The organism is Paraburkholderia sp. BR10872, assembly GCF_040965835.1.
Taxonomy (GTDB): domain Bacteria; phylum Pseudomonadota; class Gammaproteobacteria; order Burkholderiales; family Burkholderiaceae; genus Paraburkholderia; species Paraburkholderia nodosa_A.
In genome coordinates this window covers 52,651-74,132 of sequence record NZ_JBFRCN010000027.1, presented here as the reverse complement: position 1 = coordinate 74,132, position 21,482 = coordinate 52,651, and the positions used below count along the sequence as shown (strand labels likewise).

The following is a 21,482-nucleotide window of genomic DNA, read 5'->3' as shown; positions in this document are numbered from 1 at the left end:
CATGTCCCGCCCTTTTTCTTTGCTGTGGCCGCTCGAGCATCTCGCACCGAGCGGCGCATGTTCGACGCGCCGGCGACCGTTTCCTGCCACAATCGTTCGCACCTGTGCAGGGCGGCATGCGCACGCGATACGTGCGATTCATGCCGTCCGCAAGGTCATCGTCAGCCACAGCACCGCGTCGTCGTGTTCCAGCGCGTGCTCGCCGATTTGTCGCTTTGCTGGTGCAACCGCTGCATGAGCGCTCGCGTTGCACCGAATCATGCCGCGAGGTTGTGCCAGCGTTTTGCCAACTTCGGCGGCGCGATTCCGAACCTCCGGAGACAAGCCGACCATGCCCACTCTTTGCGAAATTTGTAACTCCCGGCCTGCAGTCGCGCGCGTGACTGTCGTGCAAAACGGGCAGCGCAAGTCCATGTCGATCTGCGACTACGACTACCGCCAACTGATGCGTCACCAAAGCATGCTCAACCCGTTCGATTCGCTGCTGGGCGGCAGTGGCCTGTCACGCTTTTTCGGTGGACAAGGCGGCGAGGACGAGCACGACGACGAGGGGCACGACCTCGCCGCCGAGGTGCCGCGTGAATCCGTGGACGCGACCGATGCCTTCAGCGAGCAGACGCTCGAAATCCTGCAACGCGCCGCGGAAAAAGCCCATGAACTGCAGCGCAATGAACTCGACACGGAACACCTGCTGTACGTCCTGGCGGACACCGATGTTTGCGCCGCACTCCTGAAGGAGTTGAAGCTCTCGCCGCAGGACATCAAAGGCTATATCGATCAGCACGCGCAAAAGGGCACGGCTTCGCCCGATGCGCCCATCGACAAGATGACGATTTCGCCGCGCCTGAAAAAAGCGTTTCAGTTCGCGTTTCAGGCCTCGCGCGATCTCGGTCACTCGTACGTCGGCCCCGAGCATCTGCTGATCGGACTCGCCGCGGTGCCCGACAGCATTGCGGGCGCGCTGCTCAAGAAGTACGGCGTGACGCCCGAGGCGCTGCGCCAGAAGGTCGTGAAGGTCGTGGGCAAGGGCGCGGAAGACGGCCGCGTCGATGCGCCTACGGGCACGCCCACGCTCGACAAGTTCGGCCGGGACCTGACAGCCATGGCACGGCAAGGCAAGCTCGATCCGGTGCTGGGCCGCGCGCAGGAAATCGAGAGCACGATCGAAGTGCTCGCGCGGCGCAAGAAGAACAACCCGGTGCTGATCGGCGAACCGGGCGTGGGCAAGACCGCCATCGTGGAAGGGCTCGCACAGCGCATCGTCAATGGCGACGTGCCGGAGGTGCTGCGCGGCAAGCGGCTCGTGGAGGTGAACATCAATTCGATGGTCGCGGGCGCGAAGTACCGCGGCGAGTTCGAGGAGCGCGCGAAGCAGCTGATCGACGAAGTGACCGCGAAACACGACGAGTTGATCCTCTTCATCGACGAACTGCACACGATCGTTGGCGCGGGGCAGGGCGGCGGCGAAGGCGGACTCGATATTGCCAACGTGCTGAAGCCCGCGCTGGCGCGCGGCGAGTTGAGCCTCATTGGTGCCACGACGCTGAACGAGTATCAAAAGTACATCGAGAAAGACGCGGCACTCGAACGGCGCTTTCAGCCCGTGCTCGTGCCGGAGCCCACGGTCGAGCAAACCATCGTGATCCTGCGCGGTTTGCGCGACAAGCTCGAAGCCCACCATCAGGTGACCTTCGCCGACGACGCCTTCGTGGCCGCGGCCGAATTGTCGGATCGCTACATCACGTCACGCTTCTTGCCGGACAAGGCGATCGATCTCATCGACCAGGCAGCCGCGCGCGTGCGCATCGGTTCGACGTCGCGTCCCGCCGAGATGCAGGAACTCGAAGCGGAGATCGCGCAACTCAAACGCGAGCAGGACTACGCGGCTTCGCGCAAGCGCTTCGACGAGGCTAAGGGTTTCGAGGAGCGCATCAACGAGAAGCAGGCAAAGCTCGAAGAGCTGACCGAGGCGTGGCAGCGCAAGACGGGTTCGGAAACGCTCGAAGTCACGGTGGCGTCGATTGCCGAGGTCGTGTCGCGGCTCACTGGCATTCCGGTCGCGGATCTCACCCAGGAAGAGCGCCAGAAGCTGCTCAAGATGGAAGAGACGCTGCGCGAACGCGTGGTAGGCCAGGAAGATGCCGTGGTCGCCGTAAGCGACGCCGTACGTCTTTCGCGCGCCGGACTCGGTCAGTCGAACCGGCCGATCGCGACCTTCCTGTTCCTCGGGCCGACCGGCGTAGGCAAGACCGAGCTTGCGAAGGCGCTGGCGGAAACCGTGTTCGGCGACGAGCAGGCGATCATCCGCATCGACATGAGCGAGTACATGGAGCGTCATGCAGTGGCGCGGCTCATCGGCGCGCCGCCGGGCTACGTGGGCTACGACGAGGGTGGCCAGCTTACCGAGCGCGTGCGGCGCCGCCCGTACAGCGTGATTCTGCTCGACGAGATCGAGAAGGCGCACGCGGACGTCTACAACGTGCTGCTGCAGGTGTTCGACGACGGGCGTTTAACGGACGGCAAAGGTCGCGTAGTCGACTTCAGCAACACGATCCTGATCGCCACGAGCAACCTGGGCGCGTCGATCATCATGGACAACCTCGAGCGCCCGGAGAAGTCGCGGCTCGACGACAAGACGATCCGTGCCGAACTCATGAAGGTGCTCAAGGGGCACTTCCGGCCCGAGTTCCTCAATCGCATCGATGAGATCATCGTGTTTCATGCGCTCTCGCGCGAGAACATCCGCGCGATCGTGCAGATCCAGCTCGAGCGCGTGACGCGCACGGCGTCCGCGCAGGGCATCACGCTCTTGATGGGTCAGACGCTCGTCGATCATCTCGTGGAGGCCGGCTATCAGCCGGAGTTCGGTGCGCGCGAACTCAAGCGGCAGATTCGCCAGGAAGTGGAAACGCGCCTTGCCAAAGAGATACTCGGTGACGCGCTGCAGTCGGGCGATACCGTCGAGATCGGCTACGACAAGACGAACGATCAAGTCACGATCAGCAAGATCGCTGTGCCACCCGACGTGAAGGAGAGCAAGCCGGCGAAGAAGGCCAAGAAAACGGCGGCACCGCCTGTCGACGAAATCGCGAGCGAGATGGCCGCCGACGACATGGAAGGCGATCCACCGCCGCCGCCTCCGAAGAAGAGCGGCAAGGGCGGGGGCAAGGCGAAGCCTGTTTGATTGAGTGGAGCAACGGCTGGCGCACCGAAACGTGCGCCAGTTTTTTACGTTACGATTGATCTGGAATCCAGATTAACTCGTGGCGATACGCCACCACGTGGGCAGCAGCGCGCGCACGCCGGGCTGTGCGAAGCGGTCGTCCAGCAGGTGTACGACGCCGCGATCCTGCTCGGTGCGGATCACGCGCCCGGCGGCCTGCACGACCTTGCGCAGGCCCGGAATCAGGTAGGTGTAGTCGAAGCCGTCGCCGTAGAGCGTATCCATGCGTGCGCGCATCGCCTCGTTCACGGCGTTCACCTGCGGCATGCCGAGCGTCGCGATGAACGTGCCGATGAGACGTGTGCCCGGCAGATCGATGCCCTCGCCGAACGCGCCGCCCAGCACCGCGAAACCGATGCCGCAGCCGCCTTCCACGAAGCGCGCGACGAAGGCCTGCTGATCCGCTTCGTCCATGGTGCGCGACTGGAGCCAGACTTCCACCTCCGGATGGCGCGCCGCAAACGCATCGGCGGCTTGCTGCAGATAGTCGTAGCTGCTGAAAAAGCACAGATAGTTGCCGGGGCGTTCGACAAATTGCGCGGCCACGCGCCCGACCAGCGCTTCGAGCGAACGTCCGCGGTCCTTATAGCGCGTCGAGATATGGCGGGCGATGTGGACGTCGAGCTGCTCGGCGCGAAATGGCGTGTCGATGTCGACGCTCACCGTGTTGGCGGGCAGCCCGAGCATGTCGCTGTAGTAATGCGTGGGCGAGAGCGTCGCCGAGAAGAACGTGATGCTGTGTGCCGTGGCGATGCGCGGGCGCAAGGCATCCGCCGGCACGATGTTGCGGATGGCGATCGTGGAACGCGGGCGGCGCGCGTTCTGATGCGCCAATGGCGTGACGTCGAAGAGTGAATGCGTATCGAAGCGTTCGGCAATGCGCGTGAAGTGCAGGGCGTCGAAATAGAAGCGCTCGAGTTCGGGATCGCGCACGACCGCGGGTTCGGCGAGCTGGTCGCCGATCGCCCCGATCACGTCGCCAAGCGCAGCGACGAGGCCTTCGGGCAAGGTGTCGCTCGCGCGCCAGGCGCCGGGCAACACGGCGTTCTGCGCGTTCCAGTGCTTCTGCAGGCGCGCGAGCGCGCGCTTGAGCGGTGCGCTCGCGGCGCGGCGCACGGCGTCGATGCGCGTTTGCACGAGTTCCGCCGAATACATCGCGCGGGCGCGCTCGGGGAGGTTGTGGGCTTCGTCCACGAGCACGCTCGCGCGCCACTGATTGTGCGCGGCGAGCATAAAGAGCATGGCGCTCGCGTCGAACCAGTAGTTGTAGTCGCCGACGATCACGTCGCTCCAGCGCGCCAGCTCCTGGCCAAGGTAGTAGGGGCAGACGGCATGCTCGCTGGCGACATCGCGCAGTGCCGCGCGGTCGAGCCGCACGCGCTCGAGCGCCGCCGCGCGCGCGGCCGGCAGACGGTCGTAAAAGCCGCGCGCAAGCGGGCACGATTCGCCATGACATGCCGCTTCGGGATGCTCGCAAGACTTTTCGCGCGCGACGAGTTCGAGCACGCGCAGGGGCACGGGCGTTCGATGCGCTTCGGCGCTTGCTTCGTCTTGCGCGCTTGTCAGCGTAGCGAGCGCGTCGAGTGCCAACTGACGCCCAGAGCTTTTCGCGCTCAGAAATACGACCTTGTCGATTGCCGCGCGCGGGCACGCCTTCAACTGCGGAAAGAGCGTGCCGATGGTCTTGCCGATGCCGGTGGGCGCCTGCGCGAGCAGACAGCGTCCCTGCGTCGCCGCGCGCCAGACGGCTTCGGCAAGATCGCGCTGGCCGTGTCGAAACTGCGGATGCGGCAGGCACAGTGTGGCAAGCGCGGTATCGCGTGCGGCGCGGTGGGCGCTTTCCTGCTCGGCCCATGCAACGAAGCGACGACATTGAGTTTCGAACGCGGTGCGCAATTCCCGCGCGCTCGCATGCTCGACGAGCGCCGTCTCGCGCCCCGAACCGATGTCGTAGTAGACCAAAGCGAGTTCGAGCCCATCGAGGCCGAGTTTTTCGCAGAGAAGTGCGCCGTAGACGCGCAACTGCGCCCAGTGCAGCGCGCGCTGATTCTCGCGCATCGCATCGAGGTCGCCTCGATAGGTCTTGAATTCTTCGAGCCTGCGGCGCGCGGGATCGTAGCCGTCGGCGCGGCCGCGCACGCTCAGCGATTCGAACGTGCCGGAAAGCGCGATCTCGGTCTCGTAGCCGGGCGGGCGCCGCGCGGCGATGGCGGCGTGGCCGGCGCGGCCGTCGCTTGCGTCGGGCGAGGGCGTGAAGCGCAAGTCGAGGTCGCCGCGCTTCGCGGTGAACTCGCACAGCGTGCGCACGGCCACCGTGTAGCTCATGGCGCGGGCAGCGCCTGGGCGGCGTTTTCGACGGCTTCTTCTGCTTCTTCGGCTTCGTCGTGCAGGTTGGGCCAACGCACCTGCAATACGGAAACCGGCATGCCGTGCTGCACGCAATAGGCCAGCCAACGGCGCTGGTTGTCCTGCAAGCGGTCGCCGGGGCCTTTCACCTCGATCAGTTCGTAGCGCCGCTCGTGCGGCCAGAAGCGCACGAGATCGGGCAGACCCGAGCGGTTCGCGACGGGTTCGCGCAGCAGTCGCTCGAACCACAGGCGCAGATGAGCGGCGGGGAAGCAGTCGAGGGCGAGCGTGAGCAGTTCGTCACTCAATGCGGGCCACGCGACGAACGGTGACTGGATGCCGGATTTTTCCGCATAGCGGCGCACAATCGACTCGCGGTAGGCGAGCGTTTCGAGTTCGGCGAGACATGTTTCGAACTGCGAAGCACGTCGTGCGACGAAGTCGGCGGCGTGCAGGTCGGCGGGGCCGCGCTGGAACGGGTGGAAGAACGCGCCTGGCATCGGCGCGAACAGCGCGGGCCAGCAGAGCAGGCCGAAGAGCGCGTTGATCAGCGTGTTCTCGACATAGAACACGGGCGCTTGCGGCGTGGCGAGCTCGATGCGCGTGGCTTCCTCGACGCGCAGTGGGCCAGGCGCCGCGGGCAGCGCGAGTTCGAGCTGCGCGAACCCCGGCCCGGCGCTCGTCTTCGACTTCGCCCGGGTGCGCGCGAGACGCCCGAGCGTGCGCGCCGCGCGCTGCGCTTCCTCTTCGTTCGCGGGCGCATCGGCAATGGTCTGCGCGAGCGCCAGCGCTTCCTCGCGTCGGTTCAGTTGTTCGAGCACACGCACGCGGCGGTAACGCGATTCAGGGTGAGCGCAGTCGAGATAAGCGCGCCACGCGAGTTCGGGTTCGCCCGCGCGCTCGGCGGCGAGCCCCGCGGCGTGACGCAGCTTGTCGTGGCGAGCGCGCAGCCAGGCGTTCGCTTGCGTGCGCGGGGCCAGCGCGTCGAGTGCTGCGAGTGTTGCGGTGATGGCGCCGGCAGCGTCGAAGTCCTGGGTGTCGGCGGCGCTCTCGAGTCCGTCGCGGCAATCGCGCAGCGCCAGATACGCGTCGATGTCCTCGCGTCGCTGGAACGCACGCGAGGCGTGATCGAAGGGCACGCTTTCGTAGCGAAAGACGCCGAGGTCGGCGAGCACGAACTCCGACCAGTCCTGATGCAGGTTGCCGAAGAACATCAGGCGCAGGCGCTCGCAGAGCGGGGCGCTCGCGAACAAAAGCACAGTGTCGGACGAGGCCGGGAACCACGCACGCCAGTCGCGCGGTTCGGGCGCGGCGGCATAGTGTGCATCGAGCGCCTCGAGCGTTGCCGCGCGCGTGGCGCGAGCTTCGAGCGCGATGCCAAGACGCTCGGCGAGCGCTTGCAGTTCGGCTTTCGTCACGAGCGCGGCGAGCGCGCCGAGATCGAGTGCGGGCGCGTCGTCGAGCCAACCCGCCGCGACGAGCGGTGCCGCAGCCGCGCGCGGGCAGCCGATCTCGTCGTACGCGAGCCGGCTGGCGCGAAAATAGGGACCCTTACGCATCAGCATGCGCACGAAGAGCGCGCGAGATGCTTGCGGCACCTGCACGAATTCGTCGGCGAAGCGGCGCTCGGCGTCGTCGAACAGGTCGGCGCAGCGCGCGTCGAGCCACGCTAGCGCACGCTCGAAGTTCGCGAGGTAATAGAACGGATCGGGAGAGTCGGGAAGCACGCGTGGCACTGTACGGATATACAGCAGCGATGATAGCAGGGTCGCAGGTGGGCGCGAGCGCCGTCAGGGATTCCCCGCCCCGTACGCTACAATTGCCGCAGCCTGAAAATCGGATGAGCGATGAACACACGTAACGCATGCTTCGCCGGCCTCGCGGCCGCCGTCACCCTGCTCGCGGGATGCGCGGCGCAGTACCGCAACACCAGCGCCTGCGAAGAGGCGATGCGTAGCCGCCTTGCCGAGGCGACGCTCGGCGACCTTAAGGTCACGCATAGCGCGACGACGTATCGTGGCGCCCGTGTGGTGGTCGAAGGGCAGCTCGAGAACGGCGCGGCTTCGGCCGCCGTGGTCGCCTCGGCGCCGTCGGCGTCGGCGGCGTCGGCCGCATCGGCCGCATCGGCGGCGGCGTCCACCACGGCGCAGGGCGCCAACGAGGCGCCCACGGTCACGGCGCCGATGGTGCAGGCGGCGGCGCTGCCCGGCACGATTTCGGTTCCCACCGCTCCGGTCGCCCAAGGCGGCACGCCAGAGGGCAAGCCGACCACGCCGGTCGCCGCGCTGGTCGCAAAGCTTGGTATCAAGAAGGCCGTCGGCACACCGGCGGCCGCGGAGTGCACCTTCAACGAGTCGGGCCTCGCGACGTTCCGCTGGCTCGCGCCGCCTAAGCTCGCGAAGACCACGCCCGACCCGAACGCCTCGAACGATTAAAACGAACGCACGCTGCTCGCCGTGGCGTTGCTACGGCAGCACCCGTCGTTGGCGCATTCTGCGCTCATGAAGGCCTCGCATGAGGCCTTCGTCGTTTGTGGCTGACAAGGCTTGGGTGATCGCCGGCGCGCTCAAAACGCGAAGAATGGTCCGCTGCCTGCAGGCGTGTCCTGCAAGGCGATCGCCGTGAACACGCGGCGCCCGAAGAAGAACGGCAGTCCCCAGCCGAACGCGCGACCGTTGTAGCCAGCGAGATTGCTGAAGGCCCAGTTGCCGGTGGCGAGCAGCGTCGTCGAGCTTGCGACCGCGAAGGTCACGGAAGCGCCCACACCGTCGATGCCGGCTATCGTCGCACCGAGGCTGACCGGCGAACTCGGGCAATACCAGAACCCGCAGCGCGTCATCGTCGGGCTGTTGAAGTACAGCGCGTTCGAGCCCGTGTCGAGGTAGCTCAGCGAGTAGACCGTGCCGTCCGATGTCGTCGTCTTCACATAGCCGGTGCCCGAGTTCGCGCGCAGCACCGTCGCGCTGCCGAGCGCGTTGTTCGCCTGCGTGCCGATGCCGAAGATCATCGACCCCCTCACCCCGGACGCGCCGCTGTCGGCCAGGGGCGGCAGGTCGATGATCACGCCGTTGTTGTCGGTGGCAAAGCCCGCCACCGGGTTGCTGACCTGTTGCGCAAGCGGTTGCGCGCTCGCCGTGCAGCCGCTCGCGCGGCAGGCGTAGTACCACGGCGTGGCTGCCGCCCTGACGCAGGACACGCCGCAATCGGCGCTGAACGGCCCGACTCCGAGAATGCCGTTCGAGCGCAGCGTGGCGGCGCTGTTCATCGCGAGGCCGCTGCCGGCGCAGCCGTCCGGCGCTGACGCGGGCACGGCCGGGTCGGCGATCAACTGGATCGGCAGCGAAGCGGCAGTCTCGCCCGCGAGCTTCACGTCGGCGCTGCGCACCGTGCCCCACGTGTAGCCCGTGCCGAACACGGCGCATTCGCCGGCGATGTCGGCCCCCGCACCGGCTGGCACGGGGGGCAGCGAGAAGCCTGCCGGCAGCGCCGAAGCGAGCAGGCGCAGGCCTTGGGAGCCGGTATCGACCTGGACGTTGTCGACGCTCGTGCAGTCCGCGGTGCCCGGCACGCAGACCGTGACGCTCGTCATCAGCATGTTGTGCGTCGAGGTGGGCGTCGGGCCCACCGTGACGGCCACGACATTGGGCGTGGTCGATTGCGGAATCGTGCGGCTCGTGCCGGCGGTCGACGGCGCGCTCGAGGGAGTTTAGGCGCTGGCGGGTTCCGCGGCGCCTGTGCTCGCGGACGCGGTTCCGGCATCGCCGCCACCGCACGCGGTGAGCGCGGCGCAAAGCGAGAAGAGCGCGAGGGGGGCGACGAGGGCGAGGCGCCGGGAGCGGGCCTTCATTGGAGATCCCCGACGCTCACGCCAGCGGGAAGTGCGGCGGGCAGCCACGCGCGTCCCACGTAGGCGCGCATGTGGCCGGCCGTCTCGACCACGACCTGAGCGCCGTCCACGCGCGCAGCGTGCAGGCCGTTGCGGCCGGTGGCGTGAAGCGCCGCGGCGGCGCTGCGCCAGTCGGCTGCGTAACGGCCCAGTAGCGCCCCCACGTTGGGCTGAGCCGGCCCCTGCCACGTGTACGCGAAGACCGTCCCGGCCGCGCTGCCCACATAGGCGTTGATGGTCGTGCCGTTGTCGTCGACGTAGCTGACGACGCGGCCGGCGCCGCCACCGATGCTGCGTTGGGCGGCGCCGGCCGGTACGGTCGCGGTGTCGCCGAGCGCGGCCCGGGCCGGCGCGGCGGCGAAGCCGAGGCAATTGAGCGCGCAGGCGAAGGCTGCGGCGCGGCCCGCCTGGGTGAGGCTGCAAGTTTTCATGACGCTCTCCGGTCCTGCTATTTACGAATCTTTTTTGAGATTTCGAGATGAAATTAGCACCAGGGTCGTTCTTGCGAGCGTCCCAGGCCGGGAGGGCGGCACAGCGCAAAGCAGCGTTTGCGCGTGGGGAGGAGTTAATGCGTTGATCCAAAAGGAAATTGGCGGCTTTTCAGTAGGTTCGCCGCGCCGGATCGAATGTGGATGAATGTTAAGGCGCGGTCGGTCTGGAGTGCCGCGACCGCGGTTCGGCGCGCGTCGCCGCTGCGGATATCGGGCCTGGATTGCGTGCCACCCCGTGGTTTTTGCACAGCGGGCCGCCGGACCGGTAAAATGTTTGGTTGATCCACGGAAACTGGCCGTGGCGTAGCCGAAGGGATTACCCGAACATGAGTGATTTTCATCAACGTCTTGCCGCACGCGCGCTCGCGCTTCTGATGGCGGGCGGGCTGGTCGCCGGCTGCAGCTCGCCGACGCCAGGCAAGATCGATTACCGTAGTGACGCCAAGGCGAAGCAGTCCTCGCTCGCTGTGCCGCCGAACATGCTCGACGAAGCGTCCGACCAGCGCTCGCTCGCGCCGCAGGGCGGCGAAACCTCGCTGTCCTCGCTCAAGCAGACCCAGGCCGCCGCGCCGCAGTCCGACGAGGCCCAGGTGGTCCCGCAGGTGCCGGGCATGCATATCCAGCGTGACGGCACGGAAAGCTGGCTCGTCATCGACAGCCGCACGCCCGAGCAGGTCTGGGCGCAAGTGCGCCGCTTCTGGCAGGAACAGGGCTTCCTGCTCGTGGTCGACCAGCGCGACAAGGGCGTGATGGAAACGGACTGGAACGAAACCCATCCGAAGATCAGCGACGGCCTCATCCGCAACACGCTCTCGTGGGCCACGGGCAACTCGTACGTGACCGCCGAGCGCAACAAGTACCGCACGCGCCTCGAAACGTCGCCCAGCGGCGGCACCTATGTGTTCATCAGCCAGAAGGGTCTGAGCGAACAGCTCTCGGGCACCAACAACGACACCAGCAAGTGGGTGCCGAAGCCCAACGATCCCGCGCTCGAAGCCGAGTACCTCAAGCGCCTCATGATGACGCTCGCGAACGCGAAGCCGGGCGTGCCCGACGCGCAGGTCGCGGCCGAAGCCGACGCCAAGGCCAACAGCAAGGGCACCGACGCGAAGTCGAAGGCTCCGGACGCCGCTGCGGCCGCCATGGCCGCGCAGAACGTCGCGGCCGTGGGGCAGCAATCGGGCAGCGGCTCGTCGAACGCGCAGGGCACGTCGGGTCAGTACACCTCGTCGGAGCTCACGCTCGGTGAGCCGTACGACCGCGCATGGGTGCGCGTGGGCATCGCGCTCGACCGCGCCAACTTCACGGTGGACGATCGCGACCGCACGAAGGGCATCTACTACGTGCGCTATGTCGATCCGAAGGACCACAGCTCGGACGAGCAGGGCTTCTGGAACCAGATCTTCCACGGCCGCAAGGAAAAGACCGCGAAGCAGTACAAGCTCAACGTACGCGCCGTGACGGACAACCAGACGCGCGTCGCGATCGTGGACGACAGCGGCCAGATCGACTCGTCGCGTCCGGCGCAGGAGATCATGAGCCTCGTGGTCGACGAACTGCACTAAGCATTGCGCGCACGCTCGAGCCAGCGTTGTCTGGCTCAAGGCCGCAAAAGAAAACCCGCCTGCGCATCGCCGCGCAGGCGGGTTTTTTCATGCCCGCGCGCGAGCCGTATTCAGTGCGGAATCATCCAGGTGAGCACGTTCTGCTGCAGCCACACGAGGATGCCGAGCAACACGGTCAACAGGATCGAGTGCTTGAACGTCTTCGCGAACACAATGCCTTCCTGGCCCTTGAGGTCCGTGGTGGCGACGCCCGTCGCGATGTTTTGCGGCGAGATCATCTTGCCCATGACGCCGCCCGACGAGTTGGTCGCCGCCATCAGGATGGGGTTGAGATTGAGCTGTTTCGCGGCTACCACCTGGAGGTTGCCGAACAGCGCATTGCCCGAGGTGTCGCTGCCCGAAAGGAACACCGCGACCCAGCCGAGGAAGGCCGAAACGAGCGGGAAGAACGCGCCGACCGAAGACACCGCGAGACCCAGCGTATAGGTGAGGCCCGAGTAGTTCATGAGGAACGCGAGCCCGACGATGGTCGCGACCGTGAGGATGGCGATGCGCGTCTGCACCCAGGTATCGACGATCGCGACGCCGAAATCGGCGGGCTTCAGGCGCACGACGAACGCGGTGATGATCGCCGCGACGAGAATCGCCGTGCCGGTGGCGAGCGGCTGGAAGTCCCAGATCGCGCCATAGGGCGTGTTGTAGAGCGTGATGTAGACGGCCTTGTCGAGGCCCGGCCACGGCACCTTCACCTCGCCGATCGTGAAGACCCGCGCGACGGTCCAGATGATCACGACGGCCGCGACGATGATCCACGGATACCAGCCCTGCGCGCCCGTCACGGCGCCGCGCGCTTCCTTCGCGCGATCGACCTTGATGGCGAAGCGAGGATCGGGCGCGGGCTTCCACACGCGCAGGAACAGGATGGTGAGGATCAGCGAGACGAGCGACGAGAGCACGTCCGTGAGGCTGTAGTTGATGAAGTTGGCGGTGATGAACTGCGTGAGGGCGAAGCTGCCGCCCGAGACGAGCAGCACCGGCCAGATGCGCAGCATGCCGCCCATGCCCGCGTAGATCGCGATGACATAGAACGGCAGCAGCAAGGCGAAGAACGGCAACTGGCGGCCGACCATTTGACCGAGCAGATCGGCGGGCAGGTGCGTGACCGCGCCGAGCACCGTGATCGGCACGCCGAGCGCACCGAACGCAACAGGCGCCGTGTTGAAGATGAGCGTGAAGGTCAGGGCCTCGAGCGTCGGGAAGCCGAGCATGATGAGCAGCGAACTCGTGATGGCGATTGGCGTGCCGAAGCCGGAAATCCCTTCGAACAGCGCGCCGAACGAGAAGCCGACCACGACGAGCACGATGCGCCGGTCGTTGGGCAGATTGTCGAGCAACCACATGCGAAACGCCGCGAAGCGGCCCGAGCGCAGCGCGATGTTGTAGAGCAGGATCGCCGTGACGACGATCCACATCACCGGCCAGAGTGCGAACACCACGCCCGCGAGCACCGAGCTGATCGCGAGATTGACCGGAAACTGCCAGCCGGCGATCGCGACGATCAGACCGACCACGAGCCCCGCGAGCGAGGCTTGCCATGCGGGCCGCCGCGCCCAGCCGAGCAGGGCGAGTACGGTGAGAATCGGCAGCACGGCGATCAGAAACGAAAACAGCAGCGAATTGCCGATGGGGGTCAACAGCTGGTGGAACATCACGTCTCCTTTATGCTGGTTCGTTATCGGCGCAGCAGTGCGGCAGCATGCGCCGGGGCGCGTCGTCGGCTGTGGAGTTCAGGGCCCGGCCAGGCGGCCGAGTTAAGGCGGTGCTTCAATCCCCGCTAGCCCACTTGGAGGATAGATAACGAGACGGGAGCGTCAAGGAGGGAAAGTACGGTCCGGCACCGTTTTGTGGCGCAGTTCGCGGCGTGGCTGGGTGCGTGAACATCAGTGATGCCAGTGCCTGCCGCCGCCCCAGTAGCCGAAGCCGAAAGAGACGGCGGGCGCGCCCCAGCCCCAGCCGTACGCAGGGTAAGGGTAGTACGCGGGATAGGTCGCGGGGTAGACCGCTGGATATGCTGGATAGGCCGGCCACGCAGGCACGGCGATCGCAACCGGCGGCGAGGGATAGAGCGGTCCCGGATACTGCGCGTCGGGCACGGCGGCAGGCGCGGGGTTCGGCGCCGTTTGCACGACCGCGGTTTCCTGCTGGGTGGCGGCGACGGGCACGGTGCCGTAGTAGTAGAGCGGGTAGCCGTAGGGGGCGTAGTAGTAGCAGCCGGAAAGCGCGGGGAGCGCGCTCGCGGCGGCGATCACAAGCACAGACGGACGTTTCATGGCGGGCTCCGCGAGTGGCGAACGGCCGCGCAGGATGATCGCCATCGGGCTCGGGCCGTCTGATTCGTTCGAGCTTACGCCGTACCAACGCGCTTTGCGTCGTGCTTCGTTAACAGAATATTTCACGTAGCCGTGCCGCTGCGACGACATCGACCCAAGCAAACGCGGCGCAGCCCGTGAGGGTCTGCGCCGCGCATCCTTCCCTGATGCACGCCGTGGATGGCGTGTTGCCTGTCGTGTCGTTTCTGCTCTGTGCCGTCGCTTCGATCGTGCAGCCCGTCGTGCAGCCGCATCGTCGATCCGTACTGGCGCTAACGCTTACTTGCCCACCTGATTGCCGATCACGCCACCCACCGCTGCGCCGCCCACGGTCGAGAGCGCATTGCCGCCGATCGCCGCGCCGGCCACGCCACCCACGCCCGCGCCGATCACCGTATCGCGGTCGCGTCTCGACATGTTGTCGCAAGCGCCAAGACTGCCCAGCACGGCGATGAGTGTCGTCACCGTGAATAGCGTGCGTGCACGTTTGAGCGTATTCATTTTTCGACTCCCTACGCATGATGCGTTCGAGTGTGCGGTGCGGCGCGCGCTGGCACGCACGCTGCGCCTTCGACACCCTCATGCTAGCCACGCGACCCGTATCAGGGTGTGTGCGCTTGTCAGAGAGTTGTGGGAATCGTTAGTAAATGTTTCGGCGGGCGGCGAGCGCCCGCCGGGGCGTAGTGAGCCCTGAGTCAGCCCGAAGTCAGCGCTTACTGGCGCTGATAGATTTCGGCGCCTTGCTTGATGAACTCGACCGCCTTCACTTCCATGCCCTTCTTGAGGGCCTCGTCGTCGCTCACGCCTTGCCTGGCCGCGAAGTCGCGCACGTCCTGGGTGATCTTCATCGAGCAGAAGTGCGGGCCGCACATCGAGCAGAAGTGCGCGACCTTGGCCGAGTCCTTCGGCAACGTTTCGTCGTGGAACTCGCGCGCCTTGTCCGGATCGAGGCCGAGGTTGAACTGGTCTTCCCAGCGGAACTCGAAGCGCGCCTTCGACAGTGCGTTGTCGCGCACCTGCGCGCCTGGGTGACCCTTCGCGAGATCGGCCGCATGCGCCGCGAGCTTGTACGTGATGATGCCTTCCTTCACGTCGTCCTTGTTGGGCAGGCCCAGGTGTTCCTTCGGCGTGACATAGCAGAGCATGGCCGTGCCGAACCAGCCAATCATCGCAGCGCCGATGCCCGAGGTGATATGGTCGTAGCCCGGCGCGATGTCGGTGGTGAGCGGCCCGAGCGTGTAGAAGGGCGCTTCCTTGCACCAGTCGAGCTGGAGATCCATGTTCTCTTTGATGAGCTGCATCGGCACGTGGCCCGGGCCTTCGATCATCACCTGCACGTCGTGCTTCCACGCGATCTGCGTGAGCTCGCCAAGCGTCTTCAGTTCGCCGAGTTGCGCTTCGTCATTGGCGTCGTAGATCGAGCCGGGACGCAGGCCGTCGCCGAGCGAGAAGCTCACGTCGTATGCCTTCATGATTTCGCAGATCTCTTCGAAATGCTCATAAATGAAGGACTCCTTGTGATGTGCGAGACACCACTTGGCCATGATCGACCCGCCGCGCGAGACGATGCCCGTCATGCGGTTCGCGGTGAGCGGCACGTATTGCAGGCGCACGCCCGCGTGAATCGTGAAGTAGTCCACGCCCTGCTCGGCCTGCTCGATGAGCGTGTCGCGGAACATTTCCCACGTGAGGTCTTCGGCTTTGCCGTTGACCTTTTCGAGCGCCTGGTAGATCGGCACCGTGCCGATCGGCACCGGCGAGTTGCGGATGATCCACTCGCGCGTTTCGTGAATGTGCTTGCCGGTCGAGAGGTCCATGACCGTGTCGCCGCCCCAGCGGATCGCCCACGTCATCTTATCGACTTCTTCGCCGATCGACGAAGTGACCGCCGAATTGCCGATGTTCGCGTTGATCTTCACGAGGAAGTTGCGGCCGATGATCATCGGCTCGCTTTCCGGGTGGTTGATGTTCGCCGGAATGATCGCGCGGCCGCGCGCGATTTCGTCGCGCACGAACTCGGGCGTGATTGCCTTGAGCGCGTTCTCGCCGAAAGCGGCTGCGCCGAACGCCTGGCCCGGATGCTGGCGGCCCATCATCGCCGCGAGCTTCGCGCCGTTCGGGCCACTCGCCTTGAGGCTTTCCAGATACTCGGCGCGGCGCTGGTTCTCGCGAATCGCGATGTATTCCATCTCCGGCGTGATGATGCCCTGACGCGCGTAGTGCATCTGCGTGACGTTCTTGCCGGCCTTCGCGCGGCGCGGCGTGCGGTGCAGGCCGGGGAAGCGCAGTTCGGCAGTCGCGGGGTCGGCGGCGCGCTCGCGGCCGTATTCGGAGGAGAGGCCCGGCAGCGCTTCGGTGTCGCCGCGCTTTTCGATCCAGCCCTGACGCAGCGCAGGCAGGCCCTCACGAATGTCGATCTTCGCTTCAGGGTCGGTGTACGGACCCGAGGTGTCGTAGACGTAGATCGGCGGATTCTTCTCGCCGCCGAAGCCCGTGGGCGTATCCGCCTGCGTGATCTCGCGCATCGGCACGCGGATATCGGGCTGCGAACCGGTCACGTAGATCTTGCGGGAATTGGGCAGCGGCGCGATCGCGGCTTCGTCGACGTGCGCGTTGGCGGAAATGAACTTCGGATTCGCGTTCATGCGTCTCTCTCTCCATGCAAAGCAAAGTGGGAACAGCGGCTTAGCAGGAGACGAGACGGAACGTGGACGGACTTCGCTGTGATGAGGTGAGGCGCTGAGCGATGTTGCGAAGTCCGGACGCTTCCCTGCGCTGGCATTATCCAGATCAGGTTCAAAGGGTATTTCTCACCCGCGAAATACGCTGCACGACTTTCGTTCGATGCGGCGCATGACGCAGGACCCCCGCGTAAGCAAGGCCAAACGATACACCGCGCTGCGACGATCTGGCAAGTGCCATCTCGCGCGCGATGTGCCAGGCGCGGGGTGTCGCGATGTGTAGTATGGGCCGAGCTTACAGCGTGAAATCCTTCGAAGCTTCCGGCTGAAACAGGATGCGCTCGATCTTCAGCGTTTCGACCGCGCCGCCCGGCGTCGTGAAGCGCACGGTGTTGCCGCGCTTCGCGCCGAGGAGCGCGAGACCCGCGGGTGAGAACACGTTCAGGCGCCCGGCGTCGACGTTCGCCTCATGCGGATAGACGACGGTGTACGTGAGGGATGCGCCGTTACGCTCGTCCACGAGCGTGACCTGCGAGTTCATCGTCACGACGTTGGCGGCCATGTCGCGCGATTCCACGATCACGGCGTGTTCGAGGAGTTCGTCGAGCATGGCCTGGCGCGCGGGCGCGGCGCCGGGTTCCGCGGCGCATTTTTCGAGGCGGGCGACATCGAGTTCGGTGAAGTAACGGATTTTCTTCGACATGGCAGTCTTCCTTGCGGTCCAGAAAAGATTCGAGGTAACGGCGAGGGCTGGGAGCGAACTCGCGCAATCGGGCGCGGGCCGCAGCGGGGCGTAACGGCGGTGTAACGGATCGGCCCGGAGCCCGACCGACCGGCTCCGATGGGTTGGGGAGGCGGTTCAGTGCGGACGCCGGGCGGCGTAAAGCGGAGCGGAGAGAGTAGCTAGGGCGCGCGCTCGGGTGTCGAGAGGCCACGGCGCGGTTCGCTCGCGCTCGGCGCGTACGCGTGCCGACGCGCCGCGCAAATGACGCGGCGGCAAGGCGAATACGGGACGCGAAACGAGCGAAAGCATGGCGAGCGGCGTGTATGAAATCCGGTTGGTGAAAGTTAAGCGAAAGGTTTTGTCATGCTAGCACGGTCTTCCCAGCGCGGCGCAACGCGGCCGTTACACGGCAATATGGTGCGCGATCCGCGGTCCTCGCTTGCGCCGCTCACACTGTGACGCGCACGCAACGAATCGCTGCGCATAAAGCATCCTGAAAGCATCCGCAACACCCGGCGTTGTTGCATAATGCGCTTCGCCCGTCCCGGGTGTCCTTCGTACTCCGTCTTTTTTCGCGTTTTTGCGCATCTGCACCATGCCGTCGAGCTTCACACGTCCCGCCACCTTGCTGCCGGGGCGCCCGCGGTCCTGCCTTTCACCTGCCGCGGTGAATTGACGATGCCTCCCCGTTTGCCTTTCCACGTGAACACTCAATCTTTTTTCGCCGGGGCCCACCAGGTCGCAGCCGCGCTATGGCGTTTCGCGCGCGCCGTGCGACTGCCGCAATCGCGCACCGGGCGCGTCGCGCTCTCGCTCGCCGTCGTCTACTTCGTTTGGGGCTCGACGTATCTCGGCGTGAAAGTCGCGCTCGATTCTTTCCCGCCGCTCCTGCTTTCCGGCTTGCGCAATCTGCTCGCCGGGATCGGCCTGTTCGTCTTCGCCATGCGCCGGCGGCCCGTCATGCCGACGCTGCTCGAAGTGCGCAACGCGGGCGTGGTGGGCACGCTGCTCGTGGGCCTGTCGAGCGGCATGCTCGCCTACGGCATGCGTACCGTGGGCACCGGCAAGGCGGCCGTGATGGTCGCCACGGTGCCGCTCTTTGCGACCGTGATCTCGGCGGTCACCGGGCGGCGCGTGGCAAAGGCCGAATGGGCCGCGGTCGCGCTCGGCCTCGTCGGCATCGCCATCCTGAGCCACGGCGGCGCCGCGGCCGGCTCGGCGGGCGGCAGCCTCGCGATTCTGTGCGGCGCGCTCTTCTGGGCAATCGGCGCGCATCTGGCGGGCAAGCTCACGTTGCCGACCGATCTCTTCGTCGCGACGGCGCTGCAGATCGGCCTGGGCGGCGCCATTTCGACGACGGTCGCGTGGATCAGCGGCGAACGCATGGGCGAGTTGCATTTCCTGCCGCTCGTGGCGTTTCTCTACCTGCTTTTCATCGGCACGATGGCGGCCTACGTCGCTTATGGCTACCTGATCCGCCATACCAGCCCGCTCGTCGCGAGCAGTTGCATGTACGTGAATCCCGTTGTTGCCGTCGCACTCGGCGCGCTGCTGCTCGGCGAGCCGGTCACAAGCGCAACCGTTGTCGCGACCGTGCTGATTCTCGGCAGCGTGGGTCTGTCGTTCCTGTTCGACGACCGCCGCCGCACTGCCTGAGTTCATCCTGCCTTCGCGACGCGCCTCGCGTCATCGCGCCGCGTTGCGCGCGCGGCCGCTGCGCATGTGAGGCGCACAGCGGCCGCGACTTCGTCGTTCACCGGTGATTGATGCCGGTAGCGTACGTACGGGCTACGCGCACGCGTTAGCCGTCATTCCGGCGCCTTTACCGTTTGCCGGACACTATTTTGCCTTTTCCGCCGAATTCGTGAGGGCGTGGCCGCCTGCGGAAACGTCCTCGCCGGCACCCGCCATCGTGTTGCAGGCCGAGAGCGCTGCCAGCGATGCGGTAACGAGAAAGAGGGCAATCAGGCGTTTCATGAGGAAGTCCTCCACGGTGTCAAAGGAGGTCACTCTCCAGCATGTCGCGTGCCCGGTCATTTGTGCCGCCATGCGTCTGCGTGTGCGCAGGCGTCGGGTCCGCGGCTTGCGCTAGCGCTGACGCAGGCGCGACATAGCGCAGCACATCCGCCCACAAGGAGGACTACGCCATGCTTCACTACGCCATCGTGTTTTTCATCATCGCGATCATCGCCGCCGTGTTCGGCTTCACGGGAATCGCTGCGGGCGCGGCCGAAATCGCCAAGATCCTGTTCTATATCTTCCTCGTGGTCTTCGTCGTCACGTTGCTGCTAGGCGTGATGCACCGATGACGCGCGCATGCGAAACCCAATCCCACTCATGCATGTCATGTTCGAAGGAGAGTCAGATGTCGAAGACACACGCTTCGTTTGAGTTCGATCTCAAGCGCGTACGCGATGAGGCGCGCCGCAATCTCGACCAGGGGCCGGTCACGTCGGACTACCCCGCGAATCGCGAGACCGTGCTCAAGTTGCTCAACGATTCGCTCGCCACGGAGCTCGTGTGCGTGCTGCGCTACAAGCGGCACCATTTCATGGCGAAGGGCATCGAGTCCGAGTCGGTGGCGGCCGAGTTTCTCCAGCACGCGACCGAGGAGCAGCAGCACGCCGATATGCTCGCGGCCCGTATCGTGCAGCTAGGCGGCGAGCCAGACTTCTCGCCGGCAACGCTGCTCGAGCGCTCGCACTCGGAATACAAGGAGGGGGTCGACCTGAAGGACATGATCCGCGAGAATCTGATCGCGGAGCGCATCGCCATCGAGAGCTATCGCGCGATCATCAATTATCTCGGTCATGACGACACCACGACGCGACGCATCTTTGAGGAAATCCTCGCGACGGAGGAAGAGCACGCCGACGATATGACCGATTTGCTGTATGCGAGCAAATAACGCCTGACGCCAGCCCTCAGGAAGAAGTCCGCGCGCCCGCGCCCATGCGCGGGCGCGTTGCATGGTGAATCCAGCCGGCGAGCGCCGTGAATGCGATGCCCGCCGCGCACACGCCGATCCAGCCGAATGCGTGCCACGCGGTTACGCCCACGGCGGAACCGGTCGCGCCGCCAATGAAGTAGCAGACCATGAACACCGTATTCACGCGGCTGCGCGCCTCGGGGCGCAGCGCGTAGATGCGCGACTGATTCGAGATCTGCGCGGCCTGCACGCCCACGTCGAGCACGATCACGCCGATCACGAGGCCAATCAGGCTCGTGCCGGAGAATGCGAAGATCACGAACGCGAGCGCCATCAGCGCGATCGACATCGTGATGACAGCGCGCGGCCCGCGCTTGTCGGCGGAGCGGCCCGCCATCGGCGCGGCCAGCGCGCCCGCCGCACCGACGATGCCGAACAGGCCCGCCGCCTGCGGCCCGAGATGGAACGGCTCGCCCGCGAGCAGCAGCGTGAGCACGGGCCAGAAGAGGCTGAACGCGGCGAAGAGGCAGGCGCCGGTCGCCGATGCTTCACGCAGTCCGGGCAGCTCCAGCACGAGATGCCACATCGAGCCGAGCAGCTTGCCGTAGCCGAGCGTCGAGGTCGGCTGGCTCTTCGGCAACTTTTTCACGATGACGAGCGCGAGCGCGAGCAGCGCGACGATCGACGCGCCGAATACCGCGCGCCAGCCGAAGTACTGACCGACGAAACCGGCCGCCGTACGCGCGAGCAGGATGCCGAGCAAGAGGCCGCTCATCACCGTGCCCACCGCGTGGCCGCGCGCCTCGGGCGGCGCGAGTTCCGCGGAAAACGGCACGGCCTGCTGCGCGATGGTGGAGAGGATGCCGATCGCGAGGCTCGCGCCGACCAGCACGGCAAGCGAGGGCGCCGTGGCCGCGACGAGCAGCGCGACGCACAGGCCGGCGGTTTGCAGCAGGATGATGCGGCGGCGGTCGTAGCGGTCGCCGAGCGGCGCGAGCAGCAGCATGCCCGCTGCGTAGCCGAGCTGGGTGCCGGCCGGCACGGCGCCGATCCACGCGGCGCCGGCCGGGAAGCTCTGGCGGAAATCGTCGAGCAGCGGCTGGTTGAAGTAGATGTTCGCGACCGTGACGCCCGCGATGGTCGCGAGCAGGAGCAGCAGGCCGCGCAGCGACTGGCTTGCGCCAGCGGTTGCGGAATCAGGTGTGGACATGTGCGATGCGGGCGGCGCCCGGTGATGCGAAAGGCAGGCTTCGAGCGTGCCGATCATA

Annotated in this window: 17 protein-coding genes and 1 riboswitch; of the genes, 6 read left to right on the top strand and 11 right to left on the bottom strand. The window is 66.1% G+C overall.

What is annotated here, in order from left to right:
* Positions 1–331: 331 nt before the first annotated feature.
* Positions 332–3,184: an AAA family ATPase gene (locus AB4Y43_RS21380; protein WP_368728723.1), complete on the top strand. Its 2,853-nt coding sequence runs from the start codon at positions 332–334 to the stop codon at positions 3,182–3,184.
* 72 nt (positions 3,185–3,256) lie between these two features.
* Here AB4Y43_RS21380 and AB4Y43_RS21375 read toward each other — a convergent pair whose 3' ends face one another.
* Entirely contained in the window at positions 3,257–5,548 is a 2,292-nt protein-coding gene (locus tag AB4Y43_RS21375; protein ID WP_342945932.1) for an ATP-dependent DNA helicase, read from the bottom strand.
* Positions 5,545–7,296 carry a VRR-NUC domain-containing protein gene (locus tag AB4Y43_RS21370; RefSeq protein ID WP_368728722.1) on the bottom strand — a complete coding sequence of 584 codons (1,752 nt, stop codon included), beginning with the start codon at positions 7,294–7,296 and terminating at the stop codon, positions 5,545–5,547. The genes AB4Y43_RS21375 and AB4Y43_RS21370 overlap by 4 nt, the downstream gene beginning before the upstream one ends.
* A gap of 120 nt (positions 7,297–7,416) precedes the next feature.
* On the opposite strand from AB4Y43_RS21370, the gene AB4Y43_RS21365 reads away from it, so the two are divergent.
* Complete coding sequence (locus AB4Y43_RS21365; protein WP_342945930.1) at positions 7,417–8,004, top strand: hypothetical protein; 588 nt, start codon at positions 7,417–7,419, stop codon at positions 8,002–8,004.
* Positions 8,005–8,135: 131 nt separating this feature from the next.
* On the opposite strand, the gene AB4Y43_RS21360 is transcribed toward AB4Y43_RS21365, so the two are convergent.
* Positions 8,136–9,233, bottom strand: a complete 1,098-nt coding sequence (locus AB4Y43_RS21360; RefSeq protein WP_368728732.1) for a DUF3443 domain-containing protein — start codon at positions 9,231–9,233, stop codon at positions 8,136–8,138.
* Positions 9,234–9,412: 179 nt separating this feature from the next.
* Positions 9,413–9,886, bottom strand: coding sequence for a DUF2844 domain-containing protein (locus tag AB4Y43_RS21355; protein WP_342945928.1), 474 nt, complete (start codon positions 9,884–9,886; stop codon positions 9,413–9,415).
* 386 nt (positions 9,887–10,272) lie between these two features.
* Here AB4Y43_RS21355 and bamC point away from each other — a divergent pair, with 386 nt between their 5' ends.
* Positions 10,273–11,511 (top strand): outer membrane protein assembly factor BamC, encoded by a 1,239-nt coding sequence (bamC, locus tag AB4Y43_RS21350; RefSeq protein ID WP_069268172.1) that lies wholly within the window; start codon positions 10,273–10,275, stop codon positions 11,509–11,511.
* A gap of 110 nt (positions 11,512–11,621) precedes the next feature.
* Here the strand turns inward: bamC and AB4Y43_RS21345 are convergent, their stop codons facing one another.
* The 5 genes from AB4Y43_RS21345 to AB4Y43_RS21325 all read right to left on the bottom strand — a co-directional run bounded on the left by AB4Y43_RS21345 (position 11,622) and on the right by AB4Y43_RS21325 (position 17,264).
* Entirely contained in the window at positions 11,622–13,220 is a 1,599-nt protein-coding gene (locus AB4Y43_RS21345; protein ID WP_368617721.1) for an L-lactate permease, read from the bottom strand.
* Between the two features lie 231 nt (positions 13,221–13,451).
* A complete protein-coding gene (locus AB4Y43_RS21340; RefSeq protein ID WP_368728721.1) occupies positions 13,452–13,841 on the bottom strand; it encodes a hypothetical protein in 390 nt (129 codons plus the stop codon).
* A 318-nt stretch (positions 13,842–14,159) separates the two neighbouring features.
* Positions 14,160–14,381 (bottom strand): glycine zipper 2TM domain-containing protein, encoded by a 222-nt coding sequence (locus AB4Y43_RS21335; RefSeq protein ID WP_368606296.1) that lies wholly within the window; start codon positions 14,379–14,381, stop codon positions 14,160–14,162.
* A 212-nt stretch (positions 14,382–14,593) separates the two neighbouring features.
* Entirely contained in the window at positions 14,594–16,525 is a 1,932-nt protein-coding gene (gene thiC, locus AB4Y43_RS21330) for a phosphomethylpyrimidine synthase ThiC (protein WP_069268169.1), read from the bottom strand.
* A gap of 104 nt (positions 16,526–16,629) precedes the next feature.
* Positions 16,630–16,759, bottom strand: a riboswitch (TPP riboswitch).
* Positions 16,760–16,856: 97 nt separating this feature from the next.
* Positions 16,857–17,264, bottom strand: a complete 408-nt coding sequence (locus AB4Y43_RS21325; protein ID WP_342945925.1) for a GreA/GreB family elongation factor — start codon at positions 17,262–17,264, stop codon at positions 16,857–16,859.
* 792 nt (positions 17,265–18,056) lie between these two features.
* On the opposite strand from AB4Y43_RS21325, the gene AB4Y43_RS21320 reads away from it, so the two are divergent.
* A complete protein-coding gene (locus tag AB4Y43_RS21320; protein WP_368728720.1) occupies positions 18,057–18,941 on the top strand; it encodes an EamA family transporter in 885 nt (294 codons plus the stop codon).
* A gap of 183 nt (positions 18,942–19,124) precedes the next feature.
* Here AB4Y43_RS21320 and AB4Y43_RS21315 read toward each other — a convergent pair whose 3' ends face one another.
* Positions 19,125–19,262: an entericidin A/B family lipoprotein gene (locus AB4Y43_RS21315; RefSeq protein ID WP_042264962.1), complete on the bottom strand. Its 138-nt coding sequence runs from the start codon at positions 19,260–19,262 to the stop codon at positions 19,125–19,127.
* A 170-nt stretch (positions 19,263–19,432) separates the two neighbouring features.
* Here AB4Y43_RS21315 and AB4Y43_RS21310 point away from each other — a divergent pair, with 170 nt between their 5' ends.
* Complete coding sequence (locus AB4Y43_RS21310; protein WP_028204224.1) at positions 19,433–19,594, top strand: DUF1328 family protein; 162 nt, start codon at positions 19,433–19,435, stop codon at positions 19,592–19,594.
* A 56-nt stretch (positions 19,595–19,650) separates the two neighbouring features.
* Positions 19,651–20,193 carry a bacterioferritin gene (locus tag AB4Y43_RS21305; protein ID WP_256094991.1) on the top strand — a complete coding sequence of 181 codons (543 nt, stop codon included), beginning with the start codon at positions 19,651–19,653 and terminating at the stop codon, positions 20,191–20,193.
* Positions 20,194–20,209: 16 nt separating this feature from the next.
* On the opposite strand, the gene AB4Y43_RS21300 is transcribed toward AB4Y43_RS21305, so the two are convergent.
* Positions 20,210–21,424 (bottom strand): MFS transporter, encoded by a 1,215-nt coding sequence (locus AB4Y43_RS21300; RefSeq protein ID WP_368728719.1) that lies wholly within the window; start codon positions 21,422–21,424, stop codon positions 20,210–20,212.
* Positions 21,425–21,482 lie beyond the last annotated feature (58 nt).